The sequence below is a fragment of the Arthrobacter sp. TJ-265 genome, assembly GCF_058269135.1.
In genome coordinates this window covers 1,784,680-1,811,536 of the sequence record NZ_JBZCND010000001.1, presented here as the reverse complement: position 1 = coordinate 1,811,536, position 26,857 = coordinate 1,784,680, and the positions used below count along the sequence as shown (strand labels likewise).

20 protein-coding genes are annotated in these 26,857 nt (G+C 70.6%); 14 read left to right on the top strand and 6 right to left on the bottom strand.

All coding sequences use genetic code 11. The features are described 5' to 3' along the window. The first annotated feature begins 130 nt into the window (after positions 1 to 130). A complete protein-coding gene (locus AC4D2E_RS08540; protein WP_490909040.1) occupies positions 131 to 718 on the top strand; it encodes a MerR family transcriptional regulator in 588 nt (195 codons plus the stop codon). Between the two features lie 39 nt (positions 719 to 757). Here the strand turns inward: AC4D2E_RS08540 and AC4D2E_RS08535 are convergent, their stop codons facing one another. Then, on the bottom strand, positions 758 to 1,582 hold the full coding sequence (locus AC4D2E_RS08535; protein ID WP_490952279.1) for a ParA family protein: 825 nt from the start codon (positions 1,580 to 1,582) through the stop codon (positions 758 to 760). 202 nt (positions 1,583 to 1,784) lie between these two features. Between AC4D2E_RS08535 and AC4D2E_RS08530 the strand changes: the two genes are divergently transcribed. Beyond that, a complete protein-coding gene (locus AC4D2E_RS08530) occupies positions 1,785 to 5,207 on the top strand; it encodes a pyruvate carboxylase (protein WP_490952278.1) in 3,423 nt (1,140 codons plus the stop codon). Positions 5,208 to 5,287: 80 nt separating this feature from the next. Next, entirely contained in the window at positions 5,288 to 6,691 is a 1,404-nt protein-coding gene (locus tag AC4D2E_RS08525) for a mycothione reductase (protein WP_490952277.1), read from the top strand. Between the two features lie 39 nt (positions 6,692 to 6,730). Here AC4D2E_RS08525 and AC4D2E_RS08520 read toward each other — a convergent pair whose 3' ends face one another. Next, positions 6,731 to 8,539, bottom strand: a complete 1,809-nt coding sequence (locus AC4D2E_RS08520; protein ID WP_104164227.1) for an AMP-dependent synthetase/ligase — start codon at positions 8,537 to 8,539, stop codon at positions 6,731 to 6,733. Between the two features lie 213 nt (positions 8,540 to 8,752). Here AC4D2E_RS08520 and AC4D2E_RS08515 point away from each other — a divergent pair, with 213 nt between their 5' ends. Then, entirely contained in the window at positions 8,753 to 9,757 is a 1,005-nt protein-coding gene (locus AC4D2E_RS08515) for an ROK family glucokinase (protein WP_104166543.1), read from the top strand. A gap of 63 nt (positions 9,758 to 9,820) precedes the next feature. On the opposite strand, the gene AC4D2E_RS08510 is transcribed toward AC4D2E_RS08515, so the two are convergent. Then, positions 9,821 to 10,408: a hypothetical protein gene (locus tag AC4D2E_RS08510; protein WP_104164229.1), complete on the bottom strand. Its 588-nt coding sequence runs from the start codon at positions 10,406 to 10,408 to the stop codon at positions 9,821 to 9,823. A gap of 257 nt (positions 10,409 to 10,665) precedes the next feature. Between AC4D2E_RS08510 and AC4D2E_RS08505 the strand changes: the two genes are divergently transcribed. Continuing rightward, positions 10,666 to 11,535 (top strand): lysophospholipid acyltransferase family protein, encoded by an 870-nt coding sequence (locus AC4D2E_RS08505; protein ID WP_490952276.1) that lies wholly within the window; start codon positions 10,666 to 10,668, stop codon positions 11,533 to 11,535. Positions 11,536 to 11,685: 150 nt separating this feature from the next. Further along, entirely contained in the window at positions 11,686 to 13,068 is a 1,383-nt protein-coding gene (locus AC4D2E_RS08500; RefSeq protein ID WP_258069602.1) for a class II 3-deoxy-7-phosphoheptulonate synthase, read from the top strand. Between the two features lie 73 nt (positions 13,069 to 13,141). On the opposite strand, the gene AC4D2E_RS08495 is transcribed toward AC4D2E_RS08500, so the two are convergent. Both AC4D2E_RS08495 and AC4D2E_RS08490 read right to left on the bottom strand, forming a co-directional pair. Continuing rightward, positions 13,142 to 15,313, bottom strand: a complete 2,172-nt coding sequence (locus AC4D2E_RS08495; protein ID WP_490952275.1) for a Stk1 family PASTA domain-containing Ser/Thr kinase — start codon at positions 15,311 to 15,313, stop codon at positions 13,142 to 13,144. Between the two features lie 82 nt (positions 15,314 to 15,395). After that, positions 15,396 to 16,982, bottom strand: coding sequence for a LysM peptidoglycan-binding domain-containing protein (locus AC4D2E_RS08490; protein ID WP_490952274.1), 1,587 nt, complete (start codon positions 16,980 to 16,982; stop codon positions 15,396 to 15,398). 284 nt (positions 16,983 to 17,266) lie between these two features. Here AC4D2E_RS08490 and AC4D2E_RS08485 point away from each other — a divergent pair, with 284 nt between their 5' ends. After that, the gene (locus AC4D2E_RS08485; protein WP_104164233.1) at positions 17,267 to 17,620 is read left to right on the top strand and encodes an Rv2175c family DNA-binding protein; all 354 of its coding nucleotides are present in this window, start codon (positions 17,267 to 17,269) and stop codon (positions 17,618 to 17,620) included. Positions 17,621 to 17,659: 39 nt separating this feature from the next. On the opposite strand, the gene AC4D2E_RS08480 is transcribed toward AC4D2E_RS08485, so the two are convergent. After that, on the bottom strand, positions 17,660 to 18,793 hold the full coding sequence (locus tag AC4D2E_RS08480; RefSeq protein ID WP_490952273.1) for a polyprenyl synthetase family protein: 1,134 nt from the start codon (positions 18,791 to 18,793) through the stop codon (positions 17,660 to 17,662). 150 nt (positions 18,794 to 18,943) lie between these two features. Here AC4D2E_RS08480 and dinB point away from each other — a divergent pair, with 150 nt between their 5' ends. From dinB to AC4D2E_RS08445, 7 genes are all read left to right on the top strand, one after another. Continuing rightward, on the top strand, positions 18,944 to 20,248 hold the full coding sequence (gene dinB / locus AC4D2E_RS08475; RefSeq protein ID WP_490952344.1) for a DNA polymerase IV: 1,305 nt from the start codon (positions 18,944 to 18,946) through the stop codon (positions 20,246 to 20,248). Positions 20,249 to 20,478: 230 nt separating this feature from the next. Beyond that, positions 20,479 to 20,856: an SCO2097 family morphological protein gene (locus tag AC4D2E_RS08470; protein WP_104164237.1), complete on the top strand. Its 378-nt coding sequence runs from the start codon at positions 20,479 to 20,481 to the stop codon at positions 20,854 to 20,856. Between the two features lie 260 nt (positions 20,857 to 21,116). Continuing rightward, positions 21,117 to 21,548, top strand: a complete 432-nt coding sequence (mraZ, locus tag AC4D2E_RS08465) for a division/cell wall cluster transcriptional repressor MraZ (RefSeq protein WP_104164239.1) — start codon at positions 21,117 to 21,119, stop codon at positions 21,546 to 21,548. 217 nt (positions 21,549 to 21,765) lie between these two features. After that, on the top strand, positions 21,766 to 22,767 hold the full coding sequence (gene rsmH / locus AC4D2E_RS08460) for a 16S rRNA (cytosine(1402)-N(4))-methyltransferase RsmH (protein ID WP_104164241.1): 1,002 nt from the start codon (positions 21,766 to 21,768) through the stop codon (positions 22,765 to 22,767). Continuing rightward, the gene (ftsL, locus tag AC4D2E_RS08455) at positions 22,764 to 23,360 is read left to right on the top strand and encodes a cell division protein FtsL (protein WP_104164243.1); all 597 of its coding nucleotides are present in this window, start codon (positions 22,764 to 22,766) and stop codon (positions 23,358 to 23,360) included. Before rsmH ends, ftsL begins: the two co-directional genes overlap by 4 nt. Before the next feature lie 48 nt (positions 23,361 to 23,408). Further along, a complete protein-coding gene (locus AC4D2E_RS08450; RefSeq protein ID WP_258069607.1) occupies positions 23,409 to 25,196 on the top strand; it encodes a peptidoglycan D,D-transpeptidase FtsI family protein in 1,788 nt (595 codons plus the stop codon). Between the two features lie 57 nt (positions 25,197 to 25,253). Beyond that, the gene (locus AC4D2E_RS08445) at positions 25,254 to 26,855 is read left to right on the top strand and encodes a UDP-N-acetylmuramoyl-L-alanyl-D-glutamate--2,6-diaminopimelate ligase (RefSeq protein ID WP_490952343.1); all 1,602 of its coding nucleotides are present in this window, start codon (positions 25,254 to 25,256) and stop codon (positions 26,853 to 26,855) included. Positions 26,856 to 26,857 lie beyond the last annotated feature (2 nt).

The following is a 26,857-nucleotide window of genomic DNA, read 5'->3' as shown; positions in this document are numbered from 1 at the left end:
TTCCGCGATCTAACGTCGAAGAATACAGTTCCCATTGCGTGCGTGGTGGACCCGGGGCACAGTTGAGTGCACATGCCGGGGTTCCGCCTGATCAGCAGGTGTCCCGGGGAACCCGACGAGGAGGCAGCACGTGAGTCCGAAGGGTGACGCCGGCAAGGCAGCCAGCCCATCAGGCACCGGTGTCCCGGCGAGCGCCCAGGGCCTGCTGTTCACGGAAGACCTCCCCGTCCTCGACGAGGACGCGGGCTATCGCGGCCCCACCGCCTGCAAGGCGGCCGGCATCACCTACCGCCAGCTCGACTACTGGGCGCGGACCGGGCTCGTCGAACCGGCGGTCCGCGGTGCATCCGGCTCCGGCACCCAGCGTCTGTACGGCTTCCGTGACATTCTTGTTCTCAAGGTGGTCAAGCGCCTGCTGGACACCGGGGTGTCGCTCCAGCAGATCCGGACCGCCGTCGAGCACCTCCGCGAGCGCGGGGTCGAGGACCTCGCCCAGATCACCCTCATGAGCGATGGCGCGAGCGTCTACGAATGCACCTCCGCGGACGAGGTCATCGACCTCGTGCAGGGCGGACAGGGAGTCTTCGGCATCGCCGTCGGCCGCGTCTGGCGCGAGGTCGAGGGAAGCCTCGCGGCCCTGCCCAGCGAGCACGCGGTGGACCAGGACTTCCCCGGCGACGAACTCAGCAAGCGCCGCGCCACCCGCAGGATCAGCTGACGCCCCGGGCGCCGTCGCCTTCGGCACCCTGCCGAGCACCTACCTCCGAGCGGTCCGGCTGCGCATCATGTCCGGGTCCACGACGTTCGTGAGCAAGTCGTCGAAGTAGCCCGCCGCCTGCTGTGCGGACTCGCCGGGCCAGTGGTGCACGGCGTGGGCGGCACCCTGGATCTGCTGCCAGTTGGCCTGCTCCGGCATGGTGGGGCTCAGGACCAGGTCGCCGAACATCTGCCGCATCTCGCCGAGGCGGAACGCGTGCTCGTGGGACGACTCGCGGACCCGGTTCGCGAGGATGCCGGCAGTCGTCAGGTTCGGCGCGAATTCGCGGCGGAACAGCTCGAGGGCGCGCATCGTGCGCTCCGTACCCGCCACGGAGAACAGGCCCGGTTCCGCGACGAGGAGCACCTTGTTGCTAGCGGTCCACGCCATGCGCGTGAGCCCGTTCAGCGACGGCGGGCAGTCGATCAGGACGAGGCTGTAGCCCTCGACCCGGGACAGGAGGGAGGACAGGCGCCGCTGGTCGCGGCGTCCGAGGTCCGGCCGGTCGTAGATGCCCGAATGGGCCGACCCCATTGCGACGTCGAGCGTGGACGCCCGGGTGCCCGGCTGCTGCGCGGCGGTCGCCACCCAGCCACTGGGGACGGTGTGGGCGCCGAGGTCGCCGCGCCGCGCGTTCTTCAGCAGGCGCCCGATGTCGGTCTGCCCCGTCGGTCTGACGCCCAGTCCGGTGGTCGCATCGGCGTGCGGATCGAGATCGACGACGAGCGTCGGGATGCCGGCCGCCAGTGCGGCCGAAGCCAGTCCCAGGGTCATCGACGTCTTGCCCACGCCGCCTTTGAGGCTGCTGATACTCACTACCTGCACGTGTCGAACCCATACCTATCCCTGGCCGCGACAGGCGGCCCGATGTCCTTGTGATCCCCGTCCATCATAGAGTGGCGCGGCCTTCCGCCCGGACCCGTGGGGGTCGCCCGTCCACATAGCGGCACCGCCATGGGCCGGCGCTGCCCCCCGGGTAGGATCGAGCCACCGTGAAGAACCCGACCGGCAAGGATGCAGGAGTGCGATGTTCTCGAAGATTCTGGTAGCTAACCGCGGCGAGATCGCCATCCGGGCCTTTCGGGCCGGGCACGAAGTAGGGGCGAAGACCGTCGCGGTCTTCCCGCAGGAGGACAGGAACTCCATCCACCGCCAGAAAGCCGACGAGGCGTACCTCATCGGCGAGGAGGGCCACCCGGTCCGTGCATACCTGGACATCGAGGAGATCATCCGCGTGGCCCGGGAGTCCGGCTGCGACGCCATCTATCCCGGGTACGGCTTCCTGTCCGAGAATCCCGGCCTCGCCCGGGCCGCGGCAGAGGCGGGGATCACGTTCGTGGGACCGCCCGCCGACGTGCTGGAACTCGCCGGGAACAAGGTCAAGGCCCTGGACGCCGCCCGCGCGGCCGGCATCCCCGTCCTCGCATCGTCCCGCCCGAGCGCCGACGTCGCCGAGCTGATCGCCGCGGCCGAGGAGATCGGGTTCCCCGTGTTCGCGAAGGCGGTCGCCGGTGGCGGCGGTCGCGGGATGCGCCGCGTGGACACGCGCGAGGCGCTGCCCGAGGCGCTGGAGGCCGCGATGCGCGAGGCCGAGTCGGCCTTCGGGGACCCCACCATGTTCCTCGAGCAGGCGGTCCTCCGCCCACGCCACATCGAGGTGCAGATCCTCGCGGACGCAACAGGCGACGTGATGCACCTCTTCGAGCGCGACTGCTCCCTGCAGCGACGGCACCAGAAGGTCATCGAGATCGCGCCCGCTCCGAACCTCGACGAGTCGATCCGTCAAGCGCTGCACCGCGACGCCGTGAAGTTCGCGACCGCGCTGGGCTACGTGAACGCCGGCACGGTCGAGTTCCTCGTGGACACGGTCGGGGAGCGGGCGGGCCAGCACGTGTTCATCGAGATGAACCCGCGCATCCAGGTCGAACACACGGTCACCGAGGAGGTGACCGACGTCGATCTCGTCCAGTCCCAGCTGCGGATCGCCGCGGGGGAGACCCTCGCCGACCTCGGCCTGAGCCAGGACACCGTGACCCTGCGCGGCGCCGCCCTGCAGAGCCGCATCACCACGGAGGATCCCGCGAACGGGTTCCGCCCCGACGTCGGCAGGATCTCCGCCTACCGGTCCGCCGGCGGCGCCGGGGTGAGGCTCGACGGCGGCACCGTCTACGCGGGTGCAGAGATCAGCCCGCACTTCGACTCGATGCTCGTCAAGCTCACCTGCCGGGGCCGGGACTACCCCTCGGCCGTCACCCGGGCGCGGCGGGCCCTGGCGGAGTTCCGCGTCCGTGGCGTGTCGACGAACATCTCCTTCCTGCAGGCCGTCCTGGACGACCCGGACTTCATCGCGGGCAACGTGGCGACGTCGTTCATCGACGAACGCCCCGAGCTCCTGACGGCGCGGGTGCCCGCCGACCGCGGCACCAAGCTCCTCACCTGGCTCGCCGACGTGACCGTCAACCAGCCCAACGGCGCCCGGCCGGCGCACCTCGACCCCCGGGACAAGCTGCCACAGCTCCCCGAGGACCGGCGCGGCGCCGACGCGGACGCCCCGCCGGCCGGGAGCCGGCAGCGGCTGCTCGAGCTCGGTCCGGAGGGCTTCGCGAAGGCGCTGCGCGAGCAGACCGCCGTCGCGGTCACGGACACCACGTTCCGGGACGCCCACCAGTCCCTGCTCGCCACCCGCGTCCGGACCCGCGACCTCGTCGCCGCCGGGGCGAGCGTCTCCCGGCTGACCCCGGAGCTGCTGTCCGTGGAGGCATGGGGTGGGGCCACCTACGACGTCGCGCTCCGCTTCCTCGGCGAGGACCCGTGGGAGCGCCTGGACGCGCTGCGCCGCGAGGTGCCGAACATCTGCCTGCAGATGCTGCTGCGCGGGCGGAACACCGTCGGCTACACGCCGTACCCCGAGGCGGTGACGACGGCGTTCGTCCAAGAGGCCGCCGCATCCGGCATCGACATCTTCCGCATCTTCGACGCCCTCAACGACGTGACGCAGATGGAGCCCGCGATCCGGGCGGTCCGGGAGACCGGGACGGCCGTCGCGGAAGTAGCCCTCTGCTACACCTCCGACATGCTCGACCCGGCCGAGAGGCTCTACACGCTCGAGTACTACCTCGACCTCGCGCAGAAAATGGTCGACGCCGGCGCGCACGTCCTGGCAATCAAGGACATGGCCGGTCTGCTCCGCCCGGCCGCTGCTGCGCAGCTCGTGACCGCCCTGCGGGAACGCTTCGACCTTCCCGTCCACCTCCACACCCACGACACCGCCGGCGGCCAGCTCGCCACGCTCCTCGCGGCCGTGGACGCGGGGGTCGACGCCGTCGACGTAGCCAGCGCCGCCCTGGCCGGCACCACCAGCCAGCCCTCGGCCTCCGCGCTCGTCGCAGCCCTGGCGCACACGCCCCGGGACACCGGCCTGGACCTCGACGCGGTCTGCTCCCTGGAACCCTACTGGGAGGCCGTGCGCCGGATGTACGCGCCGTTCGAGTCCGGGCTGCCCGGGCCCACCGGCCGCGTCTACCGCCACGAGATCCCCGGCGGGCAGCTGTCCAACCTGAAGCAGCAGGCCATCGCGCTCGGGCTGGGCGAGCGGTTCGAGGCGATCGAGGACATGTACACCGCGGCGGACCGCATCCTCGGCAGGCTCGTGAAGGTGACACCGTCCTCCAAGGTGGTGGGGGACCTCGCCCTGGCCCTGGTGGGCAGGGACGCCGACCCCGCGGCGTTCGAGGAGAACCCCCAGGCCTTCGACATCCCGGACTCGGTCATCGGGTTCCTCAACGGGGAGCTCGGCAACCCGCCCGGCGGCTGGCCGGAACCCTTCCGCACCAAGGCCCTGCAGGGCCGCGAGTTCAAGCCGCGCGACGTCGAGCTCACCGCCGACGACGAGGCGAAACTCGCCGGCTCCCCGTCGGAACGCCGGTCCGCGCTGAACACGCTCCTGTTCGCCGGACCGACGAAGGACTTCCGGGCCACGCGCGACACCTACGGGGACGTCTCCCTCCTCGGCACGGCCGACTACCTCTACGGACTCCAGCCCAACACCGAGCACGTCATCGAGCTCGAGAAGGGCGTCCGGCTCATCGCCACCCTCGAGGCGGTCTCGGAGCCCGACGAGAAGGGCATGCGGACCGTCATGTGCACGCTCAACGGCCAGATGAGGCCGGTCAGCGTGCGTGACAGGAGCGTCCACAGCGACGTCGCGGCGGCCGAGAAGGCGGACCCGGGAACCCCGGGCCAGATCGGCGCTCCGTTCGCGGGGTCCGTGACCGTCACCCGCGCCGAGGGCGACACCGTCGAGGCCGGGGACACGGTCGCCACCATCGAGGCCATGAAGATGGAGGCCAGCATCACCACACCCGTGGCCGGCACCGTCCAGCGCGTCGCCCTCGCAGGACCCGCGCCCGCACAGGGCGGCGATCTCCTGCTCGTGGTCTCGGCGTCCTGACCGGGGGCCGCGGGTCGCGGGGGAGCCCGCGGCCCGCGGTCCCGCCCGGCCCCGGCCGTGACCGCCGCTAGACTGCGGGTGTGACCCACTACGACCTCGCGATCATCGGCTCCGGCTCGGGCAACACGCTCATCTCCCCGGAATGGGACAACCGCAAGGTGGTGCTCGTCGAGGGCGGGACCTTCGGCGGTACGTGCCTCAACGTGGGCTGCATCCCCACCAAGATGTTCGTGTACCCCGCCGGGCTGGCCTCGGCGCCGGCGGAGTCCTCGCGCCTCGGTGTGGACCTCACCCTTGACGGGGTGCGCTGGCAGGACATCCGCGACCGTATCTTCACCCGGATCGACGCCATCTCGAGGGGAGGGAGGACGTACCGGGCGGAGGAGCTCGCGAATGTCACCCTCATCGAGGAGTACGTCCGGCTGACGGGGGAGAAGTCCTTCGAGACGCCGGGCGGGGACGTCGTCACCGCGGATCAGCTGGTCCTGGCCGCCGGTTCGCGCGCCACGCTCCCGGACATCCCGGGCATCACCCTGCCCCAGGTGCACACCTCGGACTCCGTGATGCGCCTCGACGAGCAGCCGCGGCGCCTGCTCGTCATCGGCGGAGGCTACATCGCGGCGGAGTTCGCACACGTGTTCGGCTCGTTCGGGACCCGCGTGACCCTCGCGGTCCGGTCCGACGGCATGCTGCGGCACCTCGACCACACCGTGTCGGAGTCCTTCACCGAGCAGGCCGCGAGCCGGTGGGACCTGCGGCTGAACACCGATGTCACCGGCCTCGCCGCCAACGCCGACGGCAGCGTCACCGCCCGGCTCGACGGGCCGGCCGGGGTCGCCGACCTCGAGGTGGACGCCGTGCTCGTGGCGATCGGCCGCACGCCGAACACCGACCGCCTGGGGGCGTCGGAAGCCGGGCTCGACGTGCACGCCGACGGGCGCCTCGCCGTCGACGAGTTCCAGCGCGTCCTGCGCAACGGGACGCCGGTGGACGGACTCTGGTCCCTCGGCGACGTGAGCAGCCCCTACCAGCTCAAGCACGTCGCGAACCATGAGGCGAAGATCGTCGCCCACAACCTGCTGCATCCCGAGTCGCTGCGGGCGAGGGACCACCGGTTCGTGCCCGCCGCGGTGTTCTCCCACCCGCAGGCGGCGACCGTCGGCATGACGGAGGCAGAGGCCCTCGCGTACGCCGAGACCCAGGGCACGGCCGTCGTGACGGCCGTCCAGCACTACGGCTCGACCGCGTACGGGTGGGCGATGGAGGACTCGCCCGGTTTCGTCAAGATCATCGCCGAGCAGCACTCGGGCCGGATCCTCGGCGCCCACATCCTCGGCCATGAGGCATCGATGATCATCCAACCGGTCATCCAGGCGATGTCCTTCGGACTGGACGCGCACACGATGGCGCGGGGCCAGTACTGGATCCACCCGGCCCTCACCGAAGTGGTCGAGAACGCGCTGCTGAACCTCCGGATCGACTGACCCGGCGGTCCCGCCCGCCGGGGCGGGACCTCGGTCCGGTCAGACGGCGGCCTTGCTGTAGATGGACTCCACGACGTCCGAGTAGTCCTTGAGGACCTGGGCCCGCTTGATCTTCAGGGACGGCGTCAGATGCCCGGTGGTCTCGGTGAAGTCGGTCGTGACGATCCGGAACTCCTTGATGGCCTCCGCCCGCGAGACGGTCGAGTTCGCCTGGTCCACGAGGGCCTGGATCTCCGCGAGGACCTTCGGGTGTTCGGCGGCCTCCGCCGTGGTGGTGCCGGCCGGCAGCTGGTGCCGGTCCAGCCAGCCCGGCAGGGCTTCCTCGTCGATCGTGACGAGGGCGGAGATGAAGGGCCGGCCGTCGCCGACGACGACGCACTGGGAGACCAGCGCGTTGGCGCGGATCGCGTCCTCCAGCATCGCCGGGATCACGTTCTTCCCGCTGGCCGTCACGATGATCTCCTTCTTCCGGCCCGTGATGCGCAGGAAGCCGTCGTCGTCGAGCTCGCCGATGTCGCCGGTGCGGAACCACCCGTCCAGGAAGGCCTCGGCGGTCAGGTCCGGGCGGTTGTAGTAGCCCTTCATGACGCAGACGCCCTTGGCGAGGATCTCGCCGTCGTCCGCGATCTTCACCGCGTTGCCCGGGAGGGGGGCACCCACGGTCCCGATCTTGATGCGCTTGGGCGTGTTCACCGTGATGGGAGCGGTGGTCTCCGTCAGCCCGTACCCCTCGAGCACCATGAGTCCGATGCCGTGGAAGAAGTGCCCGAGCCGGTCCCCGAGGGGGGCCCCGCCGGACACAGCATGCTCGACCCGGCCGCCCATGGCCGCGCGGATCTTGCCGTAGAGCAGGCGGTCGAAGACGGCATGCTTGACCTTGAGGGTCAGCGGGACCTTCCCCGCCTGGTCGGCCTTCGACCAGGCGATGGCCACATCGGCCCCCGCGTGGAAGATCTTGCCCTTGCCGCCGTCCTCGGCCTTGAGCATCGAGTTGTTGTAGACCTTCTCGAAGACGCGCGGCACGGCCAGGATGAACGTGGGCCGGTAGCTCTGCAGGTCGGGGAGCAGGTTCTTGACGTCGGGCGTGTGCGCCACCGTGGCGCCCGCCGCCACGCACAGGACCGAGATGAAACGGGCGAAGACGTGGGCGAGGGGGAGGAACATGATGGTCTGCCCACCCTCGCGTGCCACCTCCGGGAGGGCCGCGGCGGCGTTCTCCGACAGTTCGACGAAGTTCCCGTGCGTCAGTTCACAACCCTTGGGCTTGCCCGTGGTGCCCGAGGTGTAGATGACCGTGGCGACGTCGTCCAACCCGGCGTACGCCCGGCGGTCGGACAGCATCTGCTCGTCCGTGCCCACCCCGGCCGTCCGCAGTGTGTCCAGGCCGTCGCCGTCGAACTGCCAGACGTGCTGCAGTGATCCGATGCCTTCCAGGGCCACGGCCTCACGGACCACGCCCTCGTGGCGTGCGGACTCGACGAAGGCCCCGACCGCGCCCGAATCGCTGAGGATCCAGGCGACCTGCGCGGGGGACGAGGTCTCGTAGACGGGGACGGACACCGCGCCGGCGAACCAGATCGCGAAGTCGGCCAGCGACCACTCGTACCGCGTGCGGGCCATGATGGCCACGCGGTCCCCGGCCTGGACGCCGGAGGCGATCAGCCCCTTCGCGACGTCCTCGACCTGGCGGCGGAACTCGGTGGCCGAGATGTTCTCCCACTCGCCCGAGGGTCCCTTGACGGCGAACAGGGCCGGGTTCGACGGCTTGGTCGCCTGCCGGACCACGAGATCCGTGGTGTTCGTCCGGCGGGGGACGTCGACAAGGACGGGGACGCTGATGTCGCGCACGATAGCTCCTTTGATATCACCCCACGATGAGGTGGTTTCACCCTATATGGTTACCTGTCCGAAACGCCCTCCAGTAATGTACGAATCGGTAACGGGTGCGCGCGCGTCCGCCATGACGAGGAGGACCGCATGCCGATCATGCCCGAGCCGGGAACCCCCCGTGCCCGGCGGCTGCGCTCCGGGACGGGCCTCCCGTGGAGCGGCCCCGGACCGATGGCCGCCCGGCCGGCCCGCACCGCCTTCCCCAATCCCGCGCGCCGCGGCCTGTCGGTCGGGGTGGACATCGGCGGCACCAAGATCGCCGCCGGCGTGGTCGACATCCACGGGCGGATCCTTGCCGAGGCGCGCAGGCCCACACCCGGCCAGGACGCGCGTGCCGTCGAGGCGGCCGTCACCGACCTCGTCCGCGAACTGTCGAGGGAATACCGCGTCCGCTCGGTCGGGATCGGGGCGGCGGGCTGGATGGACCTGTCCAACAGCACCGTGCTGTTCAGCCCGCATCTTGCATGGCGCAACGAGCCGGTGCGGCGCAACCTGGAGAGGCTGCTCCGGCGGCGCGTGACGGTGGTGAACGACGCCGACGCCGCCGCGTGGGCCGAGTGGCGGTTCGGCGCGGGGCGCGGGGAGTCCCGCCTGGTCTGCGTGACCCTCGGGACCGGCATCGGCGGGGCCATGATCATGGGCGGGCGCGTCGAGCGTGGCCGGTACGGTGTCGCGGGCGAGTTCGGCCACCAGATCATCGTCCCGCAGGGGCAGCGCTGCGAATGCGGCAATCGTGGGTGCTGGGAACAGTACGCCTCGGGCAACGCGCTGGGACGCGAGGCACGTGAGCTGGCTGCGGCGCAATCGCCCGTGGCGCAGGGCATCATCGACGCCGCGGCGGCCGACGGCGGCGCGATCACCGGGGCCCTCGTCACCCGGCTCGCCATGGAGGGGGACCCGACGTCCCGGGAACTCGTCGACGACGTCGGCCAGTGGCTGGGGCTGGGACTGGCCAACCTGGCGGCCGCCCTCGACCCCGGCACGTTCGTGATCGGCGGCGGGCTGAGCGCGGCGGGGGACCTCCTCCTGGAGCCGGCCCGGCGTGCCTTCGGAAGGAACCTGACCGGTCGGGGCTTCCGGCCCGTGGCGCGGATCGAGCGGGCGGCGCTGGGACCGGCCGCAGGGCTCATCGGAGCCGCGGACCTCTCCCGGCTGCTCTCACGCAGCGGCACCTGAGGCAGCGGGGCGGACGGGCAGGGCCGCCGGACGGGCAGGGTCGCCCGACGACGCCTGCGAGCGTCAGACCTCGGCGCCGTCGTCCCCCACGTCCCGCTGGTTGGGCAATCTGGTGACCAGGTATCCGGCGCCCGCGAGGAAGATCGCGAGCAGGCCGAGGGTCACGGCCATCGGGGCCGTCCGCCAGAACATGGCGATGAGGAACAGCATGATCGGTCCGCCTGCGGCGCCGATCCAGGCGAGGACCGTGAGCGGGTCACCCGATCCGAGCGGCGGCGGGTCCTCCGGCGTGAACCCCTCGTCCTCGTCGGGGTCGTCCGGCGCCGCGTAGTCGCGCGGTCCCGTGGAGCGGAGGGGCTGGTTGCGGAAGATGGCCTCCGCCCGTTCGCGACTGGTGGTCCCGGTGGCGTCACCCGGGACGTCATCCGCCGCACGGACGGCATCATGTGCGCCGTCATGAGCGCCGCGGGAGGGTGGCTGCTCCTGGCCGTGGGGATCGTCCGGTCGGGGCGCGGGCGCTCCGTCGATCCGCGCGCGGAGCGGCGCGGCGGGGGAATCGGGATCGGTGGGCGTGCCTTCCAGCCGCGCCACGAGGTCCTGCCAGACGGCGTCATCCGTGGATTCGTTCGGTTCCTGCCCTCGGGGGCCCATACTTTGCTACCTGCCGTCGCGTGCTGCGGCCAGGGTTCGGAGGATCTCCGCCCGGCATCTTCGGACATCAGTGGGCGTGCTCGTTCAATCGTGGACACCCTACGGCCCTACGTCAACCGATTCCCAGCGTGTCGGTACTGCCCGGCCACGGGTTCGTGACGCCGTCCGTCACGCCGGCACCCTTAGAGTAGGCTTCCAGAGGAAAAAGCGGGCGGCATTGCCGAGTGCCGCACCGTCCATCCAGGGAGGCTGGCAGCGTGTTCTATTGGGTGATGAAGCGGATCATCGTCGGTCCGATCCTCAACCTCCTCTTCCGGCCGTGGGTCAAGGGACTCGACAACGTCCCCACCTCGGGACCGGCCGTGATCGTCAGCAACCACCTGTCGTTCTCCGACTCGATCTTCCTCCCGATCGTCGTTCCCCGCCCCGTCGTCTTCCTCGCGAAATCCGAGTACTTCACGGGCAAGGGCGTCAAGGGCCGGCTGACGGCGCTCTTCTTCCGGCTGTCCAACCAGCTGCCCATGGACCGCTCCGGCGGGGCGGCGTCGTCCTCCTCGCTGAGCGCCGGGATGGACATCCTGAACGACGGCGGCGTCCTCGGCATCTACCCCGAGGGGACCCGCAGCCCCGACGGGCGCCTCTACCGGGGCAAGACGGGCGTCGCGAAGCTGGTCCTCGCCACCGGCGTGCCGGTGATCCCGGTGGCGATGATCGGCACGGACAAGGTGCAGCCCATCGGCCGCCGCATCCCCAACATCCGCCGTGTCGGCATCATTATCGGCGAGCCCCTCGACTTCTCCCGCTACGAGGGGCTCGAGGACGATCGCTTCGTCCAGCGGTCCGTCACCGACGAGATCATGTACGAACTGATGCGCCTGTCCGGGCAGGAGTACGTCGACGCGTATGCCAGTACCGTCAAGGAGCGGCTCGCCGCGGAGAAGGCCGCCGGCCGGAAGGCGCCCAGGCCCGGCGCCGACACCCGGAGGGCCGCCGTGCGGATCGGCAACGAGGGCGGCACCCCCGCACCGGGCGCCGTCACCGAGGTCGGCCGTGCATCCTCGGATGCGCAGGGCAAGGCCGACGAGGGCCAGGACGCCCCGGGCGACGGGACGACCGGCCCGGCCTAGCGCGTCGGCAGGTCAGCGCAGGTCGGCGCAGGCGCGGCACCGGAGCCTCCGCGGAGGCGCCCCTGCATGAGGTGTCCCTCTGTGACACCGCGCGCGGCTGCCATGACATGCCGAATCGGGCCGTGGTCGCCCAGCCAGTAGAATTCGGGTGTGACCGATTCTCTAGCTCCCGTCCTCCCGCGTACCGCGGATCCCGCTTCGTCCACCCTTGCCGGCCTCGATGCCTGGCGTTCGATGACCGCAGCGCAGCAGCCCTCGTGGCAGGACCCGGGAGTCTATTCGGCATCGGTCAAGGAACTCTCCAGCCTCCCGCCCCTCGTCTTCGCCGGGGAGGTGGACGTGCTGCGTGAGCGGCTCGCCGCGGCTGCCCAGGGCAAGGCCTTCCTGCTGCAGGGCGGCGACTGCGCGGAGACGTTCGACGGTGCGACGGCCGACAAGATCAGTGCCCGTGTCCGCACGATCCTGCAGATGGCCGTCGTCCTGACCTACGGCGCCTCCCTGCCGGTCATCAAGATGGGGCGCATGGCCGGCCAGTTCGCCAAGCCGCGCTCCTCCAACGACGAGACGCGTGACGGCATCACCCTGCCGGCCTACCGGGGGGACATGGTGAACGGCTACGACTTCACCCCGGAGAGCCGCGGGCACGATGCCTCCCGGATGGTGAAGGCCTACCACACGTCGGCGTCGACCCTGAATCTGATCCGGGCCTTCACGCAGGGCGGATTCGCGGACCTCCGGCTGGTCCACCACTGGAACAAGGGCTTCATGGCCAATCCGGCGCACTCCCGCTACGAGTCGCTCGCCCGCGAGATCGATCGCGCCGTCCGTTTCATGGACGCGTGCGGCACCGACTTCGAAGCCCTGAAGCGTGTCGAGTTCTTCGCCAGCCACGAGGCCCTGCTCCTCGACTACGAACGGGCGCTGACACGGATCGATTCCCGCACCTCCCTCCCGTACGACACCTCCGCGCACTTCCTGTGGATCGGGGAGCGCACCCGCGAGATCGATGGCGCACACGTGGACTTCCTGTCGCGGGTGCGGAACCCGATCGGCGTCAAGCTCGGTCCGTCGACGTCGGGGGACGACGCCCTCGCGCTCATCGACAAGCTCGACCCGAACCGCGAACCGGGCAGGCTCACGTTCATCACGCGTATGGGCGCCCGGAACATCCGCGAGAAGCTGCCGCAGCTCGTGGAGCGCGTCACCGACTCGGGTGCGCAGGTCCTCTGGGTCACCGATCCGATGCACGGCAACACGGTGACCTCGCCCAACGGCTACAAGACACGCAACTTCGACGACGTCATCGACGAGGTGCGCGGGTTCTTCGAGGTGCACAACTCCCTGGGTACGTTCCCGGGCGGGCTGCACGTCGAGATGACCGGCGACGACGTCGCCGAGTGCCTGGGCGGCGCCGACCCGATCGACCAGGAGGCCTTCCTCGAGCGGTACGAGTCCGTGTGCGATCCCCGCCTGAACCACATGCAGTCACTCGAGATGGCGTTCCTCGTCGCGGGGGCGCTCTCGAAGAGCTGATGTCCCGACGCACGTCGACACCGGAGGCGGCCACCCCGGTGGCCGCCTCCGGCGTTCGTGGGGGAGCCGGGCCTCAGGTGACCGTGATGCGGATGACGGTGCCCTCGGGCTGTTCGCCCGAAGGGCTCTGCCCGGCGACCAGACCGAGGACCGGGCTGCCGAAGGTGTAGTCGACCTGCACCTCGAAGCCGGCCGCTTCCAGGGCGGCCACGGCACGCTCCTCCGACAGCGAGAAGACGCTGGGGACCTGCACCAGGCGCGGACCGCGGGAGATCGTGAGTGTGACGCCGGTCCCGCGCTGGACGTCGGTGCCGGAAGGGCTCTGGCCCACGACGGCGCCCTCCGGCACCGTCCGGCTGTACTCGCGGGTCCCGTCCACGACCGGCATGAGTCCCGCCTCCTCGAGGGCGGCCACGGCGTCCTCCTCGGCGAGACCGACGACGTCGGGGACGGCGATCGGCGCGGGACCGAGGGACATCACGAGATCCACGACGGAACCGCGCCGGCGCTCGGCGCCCTGCTCCGGGTCCTGCCGCAGGATCACGCCGGCCGGCACGCTCTCGCTGTACTCCTGGCCCAGCGCGCCGACGGCGAGTCCGGCGGCTTCGAGCTCGGCCGCGGCCTCGTCCTGCGTCCGGCCGCCGAGGTCGGGCACGGCGAACAGCTCGGGCCCCCTGGAGACGAGGAGGTCCACGCGCTCGAAGCGCCGGACCTCGGTGTTCGCGGCGGGCTCCGTGCCGATCACCAGGCCGGGGAGGACCTCCTCGCTGAAGGCCTCCTCCGTGGACACGGACACGAGCCCCTCGTCCTCGAGGGCGGCCCGCGCCTCCCCGAGCGGGACGTTCGCGACGTCGGGCAGGGTGACGACCCCGGCCGGCCCGGCACCGAAGACCCAGCCCAGCCCCGCGACCAGGCCCGCGAGGACGATCAGCAGGGCCACGAGCAGCCGCACGGAACGCCGCCCGGTCCGCCCGCGCAGGGTCTTCTGCGGACGCTGCGCCTCCCGCGCCTGCTGGCGCTTCGACAGCGGGCGGGCGGTGCGTCCGCCGGGACCGCCCGCCGCGGCGGCCGTGCTGCCCGACCGCTCCTTCTCCACGGGCGGTGCGAGCGGGCCCGACGCCGGCGGGACGGCGGGCATCGCTCCGATCACCCGGGTCGCGTTGCGGTCCCTGCCGATGACGCTGGTGCGGTGGTCCTCGCTCGCCCCGCCGGGCAGGACCTCCGTGCGGCCGGTCCCGGCGGCGTCGTCGGGCCCGGCAGCCCACGCGGACCGGGCCAGGGCCACGGTCCGGGCGCCGTCGTCCGGGAGCTGCGGGACGACGGCGACGGTGAGCTGATCCTGCTCCGGGACGGCGTCGGGTGCGTCCTCGGGTGCGAAGTCCAGTTCCTCGTCGGTGAGCGTCGCGCGGATGTGCCGGAGCTCGCCGAGCAGCGCCGACCCGTCCACCGGGCGGTCCTCGGGATCCCTGGAGGTGCACCACTGCACCAGCTCGTCGATGTCCGCGGCCAGGCCGGGAAGGAACCGGGACGGCGCCGGCACGTCCGCCTGCGCGTGCTGGATGGCGACCTGGATGGGGGTGTCGCCCGTGAAGGGCTGCCGCCCGGTGAGGAGTTCGAAGAGCATCACGCCCGTCGAATAGATGTCGCTCTGGGCTTCGGCGGGCCGGCCGAGGACGAGCTCGGGGGACAGGTAGGCGACGGTGCCCACGAGGGTCGCCGTGCCCGTGGTCGCCGACACGGCGCGGGCGAGCCCGAAGTCGGCGATCTTCACCTGGCCCGTCTCGGAGAGGAGGACGTTCTCCGGCTTCACGTCGCGGTGGATCAGTCCTGCGTCATGGGCGGCGGCCAGCCCCTCGACGACCGCGTCCAGCAGGTCCAGCGCATGGCGGGGTGTGAGCCGGCCGTGCTCGCGCAGGACGTCCCGCAGGGTGCGGCCCTGGACGAACTCCATGACCAGGTAGGCGACGTCCTGCCCGTCGACGTCGTCCACGCCCTGGTCCAGCACGCCCACGACGTGCGGGTGGGACAACCGGGCCGCGGATTTCGCCTCCTGCTCGAAGCGGTCGATGAAGCCGGCCTCCTCGGCCAGGTGCGGGTACAGGACCTTGAGCGCCACGCGCCGGTCCAGGCGGCGGTCGGTGGCGAGGTAGACGGTGGACATGCCCCCGCGGGCCAACCGCGAATGGACGACGTAGCGCCCGTCGACAGTTGCTCCCTCGAGGGGGTCCTTCCGTTGCTGGTGCACCCTTCGATACTAAACGGGAGCAGCGAAAAGGGGGTGGGACCACACGGCCCCACCCCCTCACCGGTACCGGGCCGGCGTCGACCTACCGGAAGGTCTTCTGGAGGGCCTTGACCGACGCGACGTACTGCTTGGTGTCCGCGAACATGCCCCGGGTCTGCACCGAGTACTGGCCCTGGTAGTAGGACGCGATGGCGATGTCCAGCGACGGACTGGTGCGGGTGAGCGAGCGGATGATCGCGACACCGGCCGTGGCGTTGTCGTACGGGTCCAGGAGGTTGAGCTTGCGCCCCACGAGGTCGCTCGCCCACTGACCGGACGACGGGATGACCTGCATGGTGCCGATGGCGTTCGCCGGCGAGACCGCGCGCTGGTTGAAGCCCGATTCCTGATGGGCGAACGCCATGGCAAGGCTCGGGTCGACGCCCATGGAGCGTGCGGTGTCGGCGACGATCTTCTTCATCTCGGCCTGCGACGGCGCGGGAAGCGCGTTGAGCAGGGCCTTGTTCGCGTTGGCGTCCGCGACGACCTTGTCCGGGTACGTGAACCCGAGGAAGCTCGACGGCACGAGGCCGGCCGGCGCGGGGGCCGGGGCGGGGGCCGGGGCGGGGGCGGGCGTGGCGCCCGGACGCGGGATGGTGAGCTTCTGTCCCGGGTAGATGACCGTGGTCATGCTCATGCGGTTCGCGGCGAGCAGGCCGGAGAGGCCCACACCGTTCCGGGAGGCGATGGCGCCCAGCGTGTCGCCGGCCTTCACGGTGTAGGACCCGGCGGACGGAGCGGGCGCGGGGGCCTGCACCTTCGGGGGTGTCGCCTGCGGCGTGACGGAACCGGTGAGCTTCAGCTTCTGACCGGGGTAGATGATCGACGACCGCGAGAGGCCGTTGGCGGTGAGCAGCGAATCCAGGCCGACGCCGTTGCGTGAGGCGATGGCTCCGAGCGTGTCGCCGGACTTCACCACGTAGGTGCCGCCCGCCGGGGAGGGCGCCGGTGCGGGCTTCGACTTGACGAGAGCGGGAGCGGGAGCGGCGACGGGAGCCTTGCCGCCGAGGCTGAGCTTCTGGCCGGGGTAGATGATCGAGGACATCGAGAGCCTGTTGGCCGTGAGGACGCTCTGCAGGCTCACCCCATGGCGGGAGGCGATGGCACCCAGGGTGTCGCCGGGCTTGACGACATAGGTCGCCGCGGCGGCCGGGGCGGCCGGTGCTGCGGGGGCGGACTTCGCTGCAGGGACGGACCCACCGGCCAGCTTGATCTTCTGTCCGGGGTAGATGACGGTCCGCGCGGTCAGTCCGTTGCGCGTCAGGACGGCCGCGGTGGAGAGTCCGTACCGCTTGGCGATCGCGCCGATGGTGTCGCCGGGCTTCACGGTGTAGGTGCCGGGCACCGTCTGCGCGACGACGGCGATCTTCTGTGCTGGGATCTGCGCGGCGACGAGGCCGGCCGGGACGACGGCCCGCGGGGGAAGGACCGTCTGCGTTGCTCCGAGGTGCCGGGTGACCGGGACCTGCACGGCGGGAGCCGCCGACGCCGGCTGGGCGAGGGCCACGGAGGAGAGAAGCACCGCGGGGAGGGCGGCGGTGGTCACGGCGACGTTCAGGCCGCGCCGGCTCGCGCCGTCGGCCTTCCTGCGGGTGCCGTTCAGCGGTGCGTTCGATCGCTGGGCAGTCATGTTTCGTTCCTCGTCTGTTGGCGGATGAGTCCGCGCGGACGCACGCCCCCGGGGTGACTCTTCCTGTCCGGGAACGTGCAGGTGCTGATGATGCTGCTGTTTTACGTGTTAAAGGTGTGATCGGTGTGACTCAAGTGAATCTACACGATGGGTTCGATAGCACAAGGGCGTGAAAATGCAGGGAATCGTCAAGATCGGCGTGTCCCTCCCGGTGCTTCTTGAGGAGTCCTTGCCGAAGGGGCGGCCGGGTGGAGTTGGGTGCGGGAGCATGGCACCCTTGGACGGTGACTGAACTCGAACAACTCGTTCCGGCCTGGCTCAATCTCCCCGAGGTGGCCGAGGCGCTCGATCTGCCCATCACCCGCGTGCACTCGCTCGTCAGCGAGCGTGCACTCGTGAGCGTGCGGATCGGAGAGCGCAACATCCGCAGTGTGCCGGCGGACTTCCTGGTCGACGGGGGCGTCCTCGACAGCCTCAAGGGCACCGTGGTGGTCCTGGCGGACAGCGGCTACGGCGACGAGGACATCATCCGGTGGCTGTACACCGAGGACGAGTCGCTGCCGGGCCGGCCCATCGACGCCCTGCGGGAGGGCCGGAAGACGGAGATCCGCCGCCGCGCCCAGGCCGCCGCCTGGTAGGGATCCCCCGTCCGCCCCGGACTGTCCGGTGCGGGACCGTCAGGCGGTCCGCGTCACCGCAGCCTCCGCGAGGAGGCGCAGCGCCCGCAGGGAGACGGGGTCCACCTCGAGGTCCCCGAGCGCCAGGAACGCCTCCTCGGATTTCTGCCCGATGAGCTGCTCCGTGTGGGCCAGCGCTCCGCTGTCCACGATGATCGCCCGCAAGGTGTCCACCGCGTCGGCGTCGAGGGAGGTGTCGCCGAGCATCGCGTTGATGCGGGCACGCCCGGTCCCGGTACTGGATCCGAGTGCCCGCGCGATCAGGAAGGTCCGCTTGCCCTCGCGGAGATCGTCCCCGGCGGGTTTGCCCGTCACCGACGGGTCGCCGAAGACGCCGAGGACGTCGTCGCGCAACTGGAACGCCTCACCCAGCGGCAACGAGAATGCCGAGTAGGCGGCGAGCAGGGCGTCGTCCGCGCCGGCGAGCGCTCCACCGAGCATGAGGGGCCGCTCCATCGAGTACTTCGCGGACTTGAAGCGGAGGATGTTGAGAGCGCGGTCCGCGGCCACCGCCGGGGTCTGGTCCGGACCGACAGCCTCTTCCAGCAGGTCCAGGTACTGGCCCGCCATCACCTCCGTGCGCATGCGATTGAAGATCACCCGCGCCGCGGTCCCGGCGTCGCCCCTGACGCCGGAGCAGCAGCCCGTGAAGAGCTCCTCGCTGAAGGCGAGGCAGAGATCGCCGGCCAGGATGGCCGCGGCGACCCCGAACCGCTCCGCGTCGAGGTGCCATCCCGCGTCTGCGTGGCGGGCCGTGAACTGCCGATGGACGCTCGGGCGCCCGCGCCGGGTGTCGGACCGGTCGATGATGTCGTCGTGGATCAGCGCCGCGGCCTGGAAGAACTCGAGGGCCGTGCCTGCCGTCACCGGGGCGGACGCCAGCGGTGATCCGCCCGCCGCCCGCCAGCCCCAGTAACACAGCAGCGCCCGCATCCGCTTCCCTCCGCTCGTCAGCGTGGCGATGCTCGAGATGAGGGGAAGCGCCTCGTCGGAGATGGAGCCGAGGACCGTGCTCTGGTCGGCGAGGAAGCCCTCGATGGACCGCGTGAGGGAGGATCGGAACCGTTCCTGCTCCACGGTGATGGCGTCGGGAGCGGGGCCGCCCTGGTCGGGGATGGCAGGTGCGGACAGCATGAATCTCCCGTGCGGCTCGTCTTCGGTGGTGTCCCCACTCTAACCGGCGGCCCCTGCGGTGTCGGTGCCGGTGCGTACGATGAAGGCGTGCCAAAGGACGCGGGGCAGGAACCTGTCGAGTATGCGGAGTGCCACATCCTGCATATCGACATGGACGCCTTCTACGTCTCCGTGGAACTGCTGGACCACCCGCACCTGCGTGGCGTGCCGGTGGTCGTGGGCTCCCCGTCCGGAAGATCGGTGGTCCTGTCCGCCTCCTACGAGGCCCGCCGGTTCGGCGTGCGGTCCGCGATGCCGATGGCGGTCGCGATGCGGCAGTGCCCCACCGCGGTCATCCTCCCTCCGCACCACCGCCGGTACTCGGAGGTCTCCGCCCAGGTCATGGGGATCTTCCGGTCGGTCACGCCGGAGGTCGAGCAGCTGAGCGTGGACGAGGCCTTCCTCGACGTCGCCGGCTCGCTCCGGCGACTCGGCAGCCCGCGGGCCATCGGTGAGCAGATCCGCGCGGAGATCCACTCCACGCTGGGGATCACGGCGAGTGTCGGGGCCGCGACGACGAAGTTCGTGGCGAAGATCGCCTCCGCGAGGGCCAAGCCGGACGGCCTCCTGCTCATCCCGGGGGACCAGACGGTCGCCTATCTCCACACGCTTCCCGTCTCCGCCCTCTGGGGTGTGGGCGCGAAGACGCAGGAGGTCCTGGCCCGCATCGGCATCCGCACCGTGGAGGACGTCGCGCACACCCCGGTGGCCACTCTCCGACGCCTGCTGGGCGCCTCGGGCGAGCACGTGCACCACCTCGCCTGGGGCCGCGACCCGAGGAGGGTCGTCGTCTCACGTCCCGAGAAGAGCATCGGCGCGGAGGAGACGTTCTCCCGCGACGTCGAGGACTCCGACGTCCTCCGGCGGGAACTGCTGCGGCTTGCCCACCGCACCGCGACGAGGCTGCGGGCCTCGGGCCACCGCGCCGGGTCGGTTGCGCTCAAGCTCCGCTACGAGGATTTCTCGACACTCACGCGATCGAAGAAGCTCGACGAGCCCGTCGACAATGCGAATGCGCTCTACCGGGCGGCGACGGCACTGCTCGCCGGTCTGGGCGACAGGCCCATGGCGGTGCGGCTGATCGGCCTCCGCGCGGAATCTCTTGTGACCGGCGGCGACGGCTCCACGCAACTGACGATCGACCGGCAGGACGACAACTGGAGGCTCGCCGAACGGGCCCTCGACGACGTGAACCGGAAGTTCGGGGACGCCGGTGTCATGCCGGCGGGCCTCCTCGCACGAGGACGCCCGCCGGCACCTCCCGGCGAGCCCGGCGGCGGCCTGCCGCCGGAGGCCGACGACGACCGGGCCGGGACTCCTCCGGACGTCCGTGGCGGTGGTCGGCCGCCGCCGTCCGGACCGTCCGGAGGGTCACGGCGGGGACCTGTGCAGGGCGATCGGGATCCTCGCCGTTGAGCGCCAGGAGGGTCCCATATCATCCAGAAGAGGTGGCTCCCAACACCGCATTGTGACTTTGCGCCCCGGGGGTAGCACACTAGTCTTTAACCCGGTAGTCCAACTACCGGTCATGACGCAAATCCACCACCCGGAACCTGCGGTCCCGGACCCCCGCATCGGGAACCGGTACAGCGTCAGGAGCGTTGGTTGGGTGGAGGAACGTTGGTACCCACATCAAGGAGGCGGTCATGGCACTCTCGGAACACGAGCAGAGGTTGCTTGATCAGCTTGAACAGCAGTTGCACGCCGACGATCCCAAATTCGCGCACTCCATGGCCTCGGACAGTCGGAAGTCGATGTCGACCCGGCGCCTGGTCATCGGTTCGCTCATTACGATCGCGGGCATCCTCGTCCTTCTGGCGGGCATCGTCTACCAGAACATCTTCATCGGCGTCGCAGGCTTCCTGATCATGGGAGGTGGCGTGTACTTCGCCACGACGAAGTCGAAGCAGGTCGATGCCGGCCAGCCACTCGGCAAGCCGACCAAGGCATCGACCGGAGGCAAGAGCGGTTTCATGTCCAGTCTCGAAGACAAATGGGACGAGCGGAAGCGCGACCAGACATAGGAGTCAGGGACGCCCGACCGTAGTCCAGAAGGATCCGCCCCGGCGGGTCCTTCTTCGTTTAACCCCTCCACTTCACTCCCCGCGGGGATCGGGCGCGCCGTCGCGCGGTCGCCCGCCGCGCAGAGCGCGACACGCCGCGACGAAAAGGGCGCGGCGCGCGCCGAATACGTTGACCGGGGAGAGTTGTGGAGTAAAGTGGGGAATATAAGAGCGGTACGGCACCAAGCTGGGCTTGGCGGACTCAGAACAGGCGGTCAGGGATGTTCCTCGGAACTCACACCCCCCGTCTGGACGAGAAAGGCAGGCTCATTCTCCCTGCGAAGTTCCGCGAGGAACTGAGCGAGGGTCTTGTCCTCACGAGGGGCCAGGAACGGTGCATCTACGTCTTCAGCATGAGTGAGTTCGAAAGGGTTCACGAACAGATGCGCGCGGCCCCCATCTCGTCACGCCAGGCGAGGGACTACAACCGCATTTTCCTGTCGGGCGCCTCGGACGAGGTACCCGACAAGCAGGGCAGGATCACCATCCCGCCTGCGCTGAGGACCTACGCGGGACTCGACCGGGACCTCGCGGTCATCGGGGCGGGGAGCCGCGCGGAGATCTGGGCGGCGGACGCTTGGGACTCCTACCTGACGGAGAAGGAGACGGCGTTCTCCGAGACGGACGAGGATGCCTTCCCGGGCATCCTCTGAACAACAGCAGGACCAGCACGCAGCACGACGGCGCAGGTGGGAACGTCCCTTGGATGAGATCTCCAGCCGCCGGATCCGGTACGCCTCCTGGCTTCACTTCCCCGAAGCCAGGCGACGGCCCTCCGGCCGGATGGGGGTCTGATCCAAGAAGGCCGGCCTCCCTACCTGCCTGCAGTGACACCCGAGACGAGTACGAACTGCAGGAGGGAGAGGACGCATGACGGGTGACCGGCCGACGGGGGAACGCCACGTCCCCGTCCTCCGCGACCGCTGCGTCTCCCTCCTCGCACCCTCCGTCGCCGCAGCGGAAGCCGCCGGTCGTCGCGCGGTCGTCGTCGACGCCACGCTCGGCATGGGAGGCCACGCCGAGGCCATGCTCCAGCGCTTCCCCGATGCGCACCTCGTCGGCGTCGACCGCGACACCGAGGCGCTCGGACTCGCCGGCGAACGGCTCGCCCCCTACGCGGCCCGCACCGACCTGGTCCATGCCGTGTACGACGAGCTGCCCGAGGTGCTCGAGGACCTGGGCATCGACGGCGTGGACGGCGTCCTCTTCGACCTCGGCGTCTCCTCTCTGCAGCTCGACGAGCGCGATCGGGGGTTCGCCTACTCCTACGACGCCCCGCTCGACATGCGCATGGACACGAGTCGCGGCATCACGGCGGCCGAGGTGGTCAACACCTACGGCGAGGACGACCTCCTCCGCATCATCCGCACCTGGGGCGAGGAGAAGTTCGCCGGCAGGATCGCATCGGCGATCGTGCGGGGGAGGGAGACCGGACCGTTCAGGACCACGTCCCAGCTCGTGGACGTCATCCGCGGCGTCGTCCCCGCCGCGGCAGCCCGCACCGGCGGCCACCCCGCCAAGCGGACGTTCCAGGCGCTGCGGATCGAGGTCAACGAGGAACTCACCGTTCTCGAGCGGGCCGTCCCCGCGGCCATCGCCTCCGCCCTGATCGGTGGCCGCGTCGTCGCGATGTCCTACCACTCCCTGGAGGACCGCATCGTGAAGAGCGCCTTCACCGCGGGAACGAAGTCCTCCGCGCCCGTCGGGTTCCCGGTGGAACTCGAGGAGCACAAGCCCTACCTCCGATCGCTGACCCGCGGCACCGAAGCGCCCACCGCGGCGGAGATCGAGGAGAACCCGCGGGCGGCCTCGGCCAAGCTGCGGGCAGTTGAACGAATCAAAGCCGGACCCGTCGACAGGATGACCATATGAGCCAGGCACTGACCGTGGAGAAGCGCCACGGCGTCGCGGCCTTCTCCGGGAACGGCGCCTACGCGCTGGCCCCGGGACGGCTGACCGGACCGTCCACCGCAGCCATCGCCACCCCGAAGGCCCGGACGCCGCTGTCCGTGGTCCCCGCGCGCCCGGCCCGACGCAAGGTGCCCTTCGCCGTCTTCAGCCTGCTCGTCCTCGCCGCGGCGCTTGCCGCGGTGCTCATGCTCAACATCTCCGTCTCCGGCACGCAGTACGAACTCGTACAGCTCCGCAACCAGCAGACAGCCCTGAGCCAGGAGAACGAGGCGCTCGTGCTCGCCATCGAGGCGAGGGAAGCCCCCCAGAACCTGGCCGCCGCCGCGACGAAACTCGGCATGGTGTCCTCCCCGACCTTCGGGACCATTGAGCTAGATTCGATGAAGGTGACCGGCACGCCGGAGCCCGCGACCGAGGGCCCCGAACCCGAGGTCCTCATCCCTGCGCCGAACCTCGGGTCGGACCCGACCGGTCCCGCGACGGACGGGGACGCGGCGGCGAGCAGCGGGTCGGGAACGATCCCCGGTCCCGAGCAGCTCGGCTCCGGCCAGTAGCAGAACGGTTCCAGAACTTCGCCCCAGACCGATCGACAAGGATTCTCCGTGACCCCTGCACGCCTCGGCAGCCCCGACAGCATGCGTCTGGCCCTGGGCTCCAGGCGGCTCCGCGTGGGGCTCGCGTTCGTCCTCGTCCTCCTGATGGTCCTCGGGGTGCGCCTCTTCCAGTTGCAGGCCCTCGATCTCGACGGCATGGCACAGGCCGGTCTGTCCAAGCGGCTCACGACCACCGCCGTGCAGCCCGTGCGCGGTTCGATCGTCGACATGAACGGCAAGTACTTCGCACGGAGCGTGGAGCGCTACGACCTCGTGGTCGACCAGCGCCTGAGCGACGTGGAGGAGTTCCGCCGCTTCAACGACGACCTCGAGGAGTGGGAGGTCATCCCCATGGACCAGGCGGTCTCGGAGCTCTCCGCCGTCATCGGCATCGATGGGGAGACGCTGAGGGGCGCCGTCCTCGGTGACAAGAGCTTCAACTACATCCTCAAATCGGTGACACCCGAGGTCAAGAACCGGGCCCTCGCCGTGAAGATCCCCGGTGTCTACGCCGACGAGACCAGCGTGCGGACCTATCCGGCGGGCGCCGTCGGCGGGTCGATCATCGGCTTCGTGTCCGAGAACGGCGAGCCGCAGGAGGGCCTCGAGTACTCGCTCAACGATGCGCTCGAGGGCACTGCCGGTAGCAGGACCTTCGAGATCGGCGGGGACGGCATCCGCATCCCGTACGCCACGAACGAGGACGTCCCGGCGGTCGACGGCCAGAACGTGCGGCTCACCATCGATCAGGACCTGCAGTGGTTCGCGCAGCAGACGATCGCGTCGCAGGTCGAGGAGTACGACGCCGAGTGGGGGAACATCGTCGTCGTCGAGGCGGACACGGGCGCCATCCGCGCGATGGCCGAGTCCACGACGCCGGACCCCAACGACCCGACCGCGACGCCGGCCGAGCAGCGCCGACCCAACTCCGTCAGCGCGTCCTTCGAACCGGGTTCCACGACGAAGGTCATCACGATGGCCGCCGCGCTCGAGCAGGGGCTCATCGAGCCGACCTCCAGGTTCACCCTCGAGAACCGGTACACCATCGATGGCCAGACGTTCAAGGACGCCTTCGAGCACAAGACGGAGAAGCGCACCGCAGCGGGCGTCCTGGCGAAGTCGATGAACACCGGGACCGTGCAGGTGGGCCAGAAGCTGACCAAGCAGGAACGGTACGACTGGCTGAAGAAATTCGGCATCGGCGAACCGCTCGGAACCGGGCTCAACGAGGAGAACCAGGGCCTGCTGACCACCCCCGACAAGTGGGACGACCGCCAGCAGTACACCGTCCTGTTCGGCCAGGGACTCGCGCAGACCGCGCTGCACACCGCCATGGTGTACCAGACGATCGCCAACGACGGGGTGCGCCTGCAGCCGCGGCTGATCGACGCGTACATCGACCCGGACGGCACCGAGCACACGGTCCCCCAGGCGGAGGGCACGCGGGTGGTGTCCGCGGACACGGCTGCCAAGACGCGGAAGATGCTCGAGACGGTGACCGAGGAGGGCTCGGGCAAGACCGGGCAGCTCGAGCAGTACCGCGTGGGATCGAAGACCGGCACCGCCGAGGCCCCCAGTCCGGCGGGCGGCTACGATGGCTATACCCTGTCCTACGCCGGGATCGCGCCGATCGAGGACCCCGAGTACGTGGTCGTCGTCACGCTCCAGCGTCCGCAGGGAGACCTGTACTACCTCATCCCGGGGCAGTCGTTCCAGAAGGTGATGAAGCAGGTCCTCAATTCCAACAACGTCCCGGCGTCCACGATGAAGCCGGACATCTATCCGGTCGAGTACTGACCCGGAGGCCGGAGTATCGTGCAATCGAACAACTCGCGGGGAGGCGGCGCCTCCCTGATGCGACCGCGTGCCCCGCACCCGGTCGCCCTGTCCGCCGCCCTGGCCGCGATCGGGCCGCTGGCCGGATCGGCCGGTGCGCCGGATCTCCCCGTGGTCACAGGCCTCACCCTGGATTCGCGGTCGGTGCTCCCCGGGGATGTCTACGCGGCCGTCGCCGGAGCCACACGCCACGGCGCGGACTTCGCCGAGCAGGCGGTGCGTGCGGGCGCGGTGGCCGTCCTGACGGACGAGGCAGGCGCCGCGATCGTGGCCCGTGCCGCGGCGACGGCCGGCTTCGACGCCCCGCCCGTGGTCGTCGTCCCCGACCCCCGCCGGGCCGCCGGACCGCTCGCGGGCGTGATCTTCGACAGCCAGCCGGACGCCCCGGACGCCGCCCCGATCCTCTTCGGGATCACCGGCACGAACGGCAAGACGACGTCGACCTACTTCCTCAACGCACTCCTCGCCGCACTGGGCCGGACCACGGGGCTCATCGGCACCATCGAGATCCGGGCCGGCGAGGACGCCATCCCGAGCGCGCTCACCACGCCCGAATCACCGCAGGTCCACTCGCTGCTCGCCCTCATGCGGGAGCGGGGCCTCCACGCGGCCTCCATGGAGGTCTCCTCGCACGCCCTCGAGTTCGGGCGGGTCGACGGCGTCCGGTTCGACGTCGCCGGCTTCACGAACCTCACCCAGGACCACCTCGACCTCCACGGGACCATGGAGGACTACTTCGCCGTGAAGGCGACGCTCTTCACGGCGGACCGCTGCCGGCGCGCCGTCGTCCTCGTCGACGACGCCTGGGGGCGCCGCCTCGCCGGCACGGCAGGGGTGCCCGTCCTGTCGCTGCGGACCGAGCAGGACGCCGACGGGGCGCCGGCGGCCGACTGGACGGTGACGGACGTGCGGCCCAGCGGCCTCGGGCACGCCTTCGCCCTCGAGGGTCGGGCCGGGGAGCGGCTGCTGGTCCGCACGGGCCTCCCCGGGACGTTCAACGTCTCCAACGCCGCCCTGGCCACGGTCATGGTCCTCGCGTCGGGCGTCGCCGTCGGGGACGTCCAGCGCGCCCTGGACGACCACGACCCGTTCACCACCGAGGTGCCGGGACGCATGCAGCTCGTCGGCGAGGAACCCGCAGCGATCGTCGACTTCGCGCACAATCCCGACGCGCTCGAACGGACCCTGGCCTCGGTCCGGCGACCCGGCGGCCGGGTCATCTCCGTGTTCGGCGCCACCGGGCAGCGCGACGAATCCAAGCGACCCGTGATGGGGGCCGTCGGAGCCCGCCTGTCCGACATCCTCATCGTCACCGACGACGACCCCCACGACGAGGACGAAGCGGTCATCCGCCGGGCCGTCCGGGCGGGCGCCGACGCGGCGGTCCGCGCGGAGGGGCTCACGTGCGAGGTACTGGAGGTCTTCCCCCGGGCGGAGGCGATCGAGTGCGCCGTGGCCCTGGCCCGCCCGTCCGACACCGTCATCGTCGCGGGCCGGGGCCACGAGGTCTGGCAGGAGGTCAAGGGCGTCAACCTGTCACTCGACGACCGGGAGGAACTGCGTTCCGCGTTGACAAGGCACGGATTCTCTGGGCTTTCCCGCCCCGGGATAGAGTCCTGAAC

Bases quoted from the DNA above. Each gene is read 5' to 3' on its own strand.
- AC4D2E_RS08530 (WP_490952278.1), top strand. From the start codon at position 1,785: ATGTTCTCGAAGATTCTGGTAGCTAACCGCGGCGAGATCGCCATCCGG.
- AC4D2E_RS08515 (WP_104166543.1), top strand. From the start codon at position 8,753: ATGGCCGCCCGGCCGGCCCGCACCGCCTTCCCCAATCCCGCGCGCCGC.
- AC4D2E_RS08510 (WP_104164229.1), bottom strand. From the start codon at position 10,408: ATGGGCCCCCGAGGGCAGGAACCGAACGAATCCACGGATGACGCCGTC.
- AC4D2E_RS08490 (WP_490952274.1), bottom strand. From the start codon at position 16,982: ATGACTGCCCAGCGATCGAACGCACCGCTGAACGGCACCCGCAGGAAG.
- AC4D2E_RS08480 (WP_490952273.1), bottom strand. From the start codon at position 18,793: ATGCTGTCCGCACCTGCCATCCCCGACCAGGGCGGCCCCGCTCCCGAC.
- dinB (WP_490952344.1), top strand. From the start codon at position 18,944: ATGGACGCCTTCTACGTCTCCGTGGAACTGCTGGACCACCCGCACCTG.
- AC4D2E_RS08470 (WP_104164237.1), top strand. From the start codon at position 20,479: ATGGCACTCTCGGAACACGAGCAGAGGTTGCTTGATCAGCTTGAACAG.
- mraZ (WP_104164239.1), top strand. From the start codon at position 21,117: ATGTTCCTCGGAACTCACACCCCCCGTCTGGACGAGAAAGGCAGGCTC.
- rsmH (WP_104164241.1), top strand. From the start codon at position 21,766: ATGACGGGTGACCGGCCGACGGGGGAACGCCACGTCCCCGTCCTCCGC.
- ftsL (WP_104164243.1), top strand. From the start codon at position 22,764: ATGAGCCAGGCACTGACCGTGGAGAAGCGCCACGGCGTCGCGGCCTTC.
- AC4D2E_RS08445 (WP_490952343.1), top strand. From the start codon at position 25,254: ATGCGACCGCGTGCCCCGCACCCGGTCGCCCTGTCCGCCGCCCTGGCC.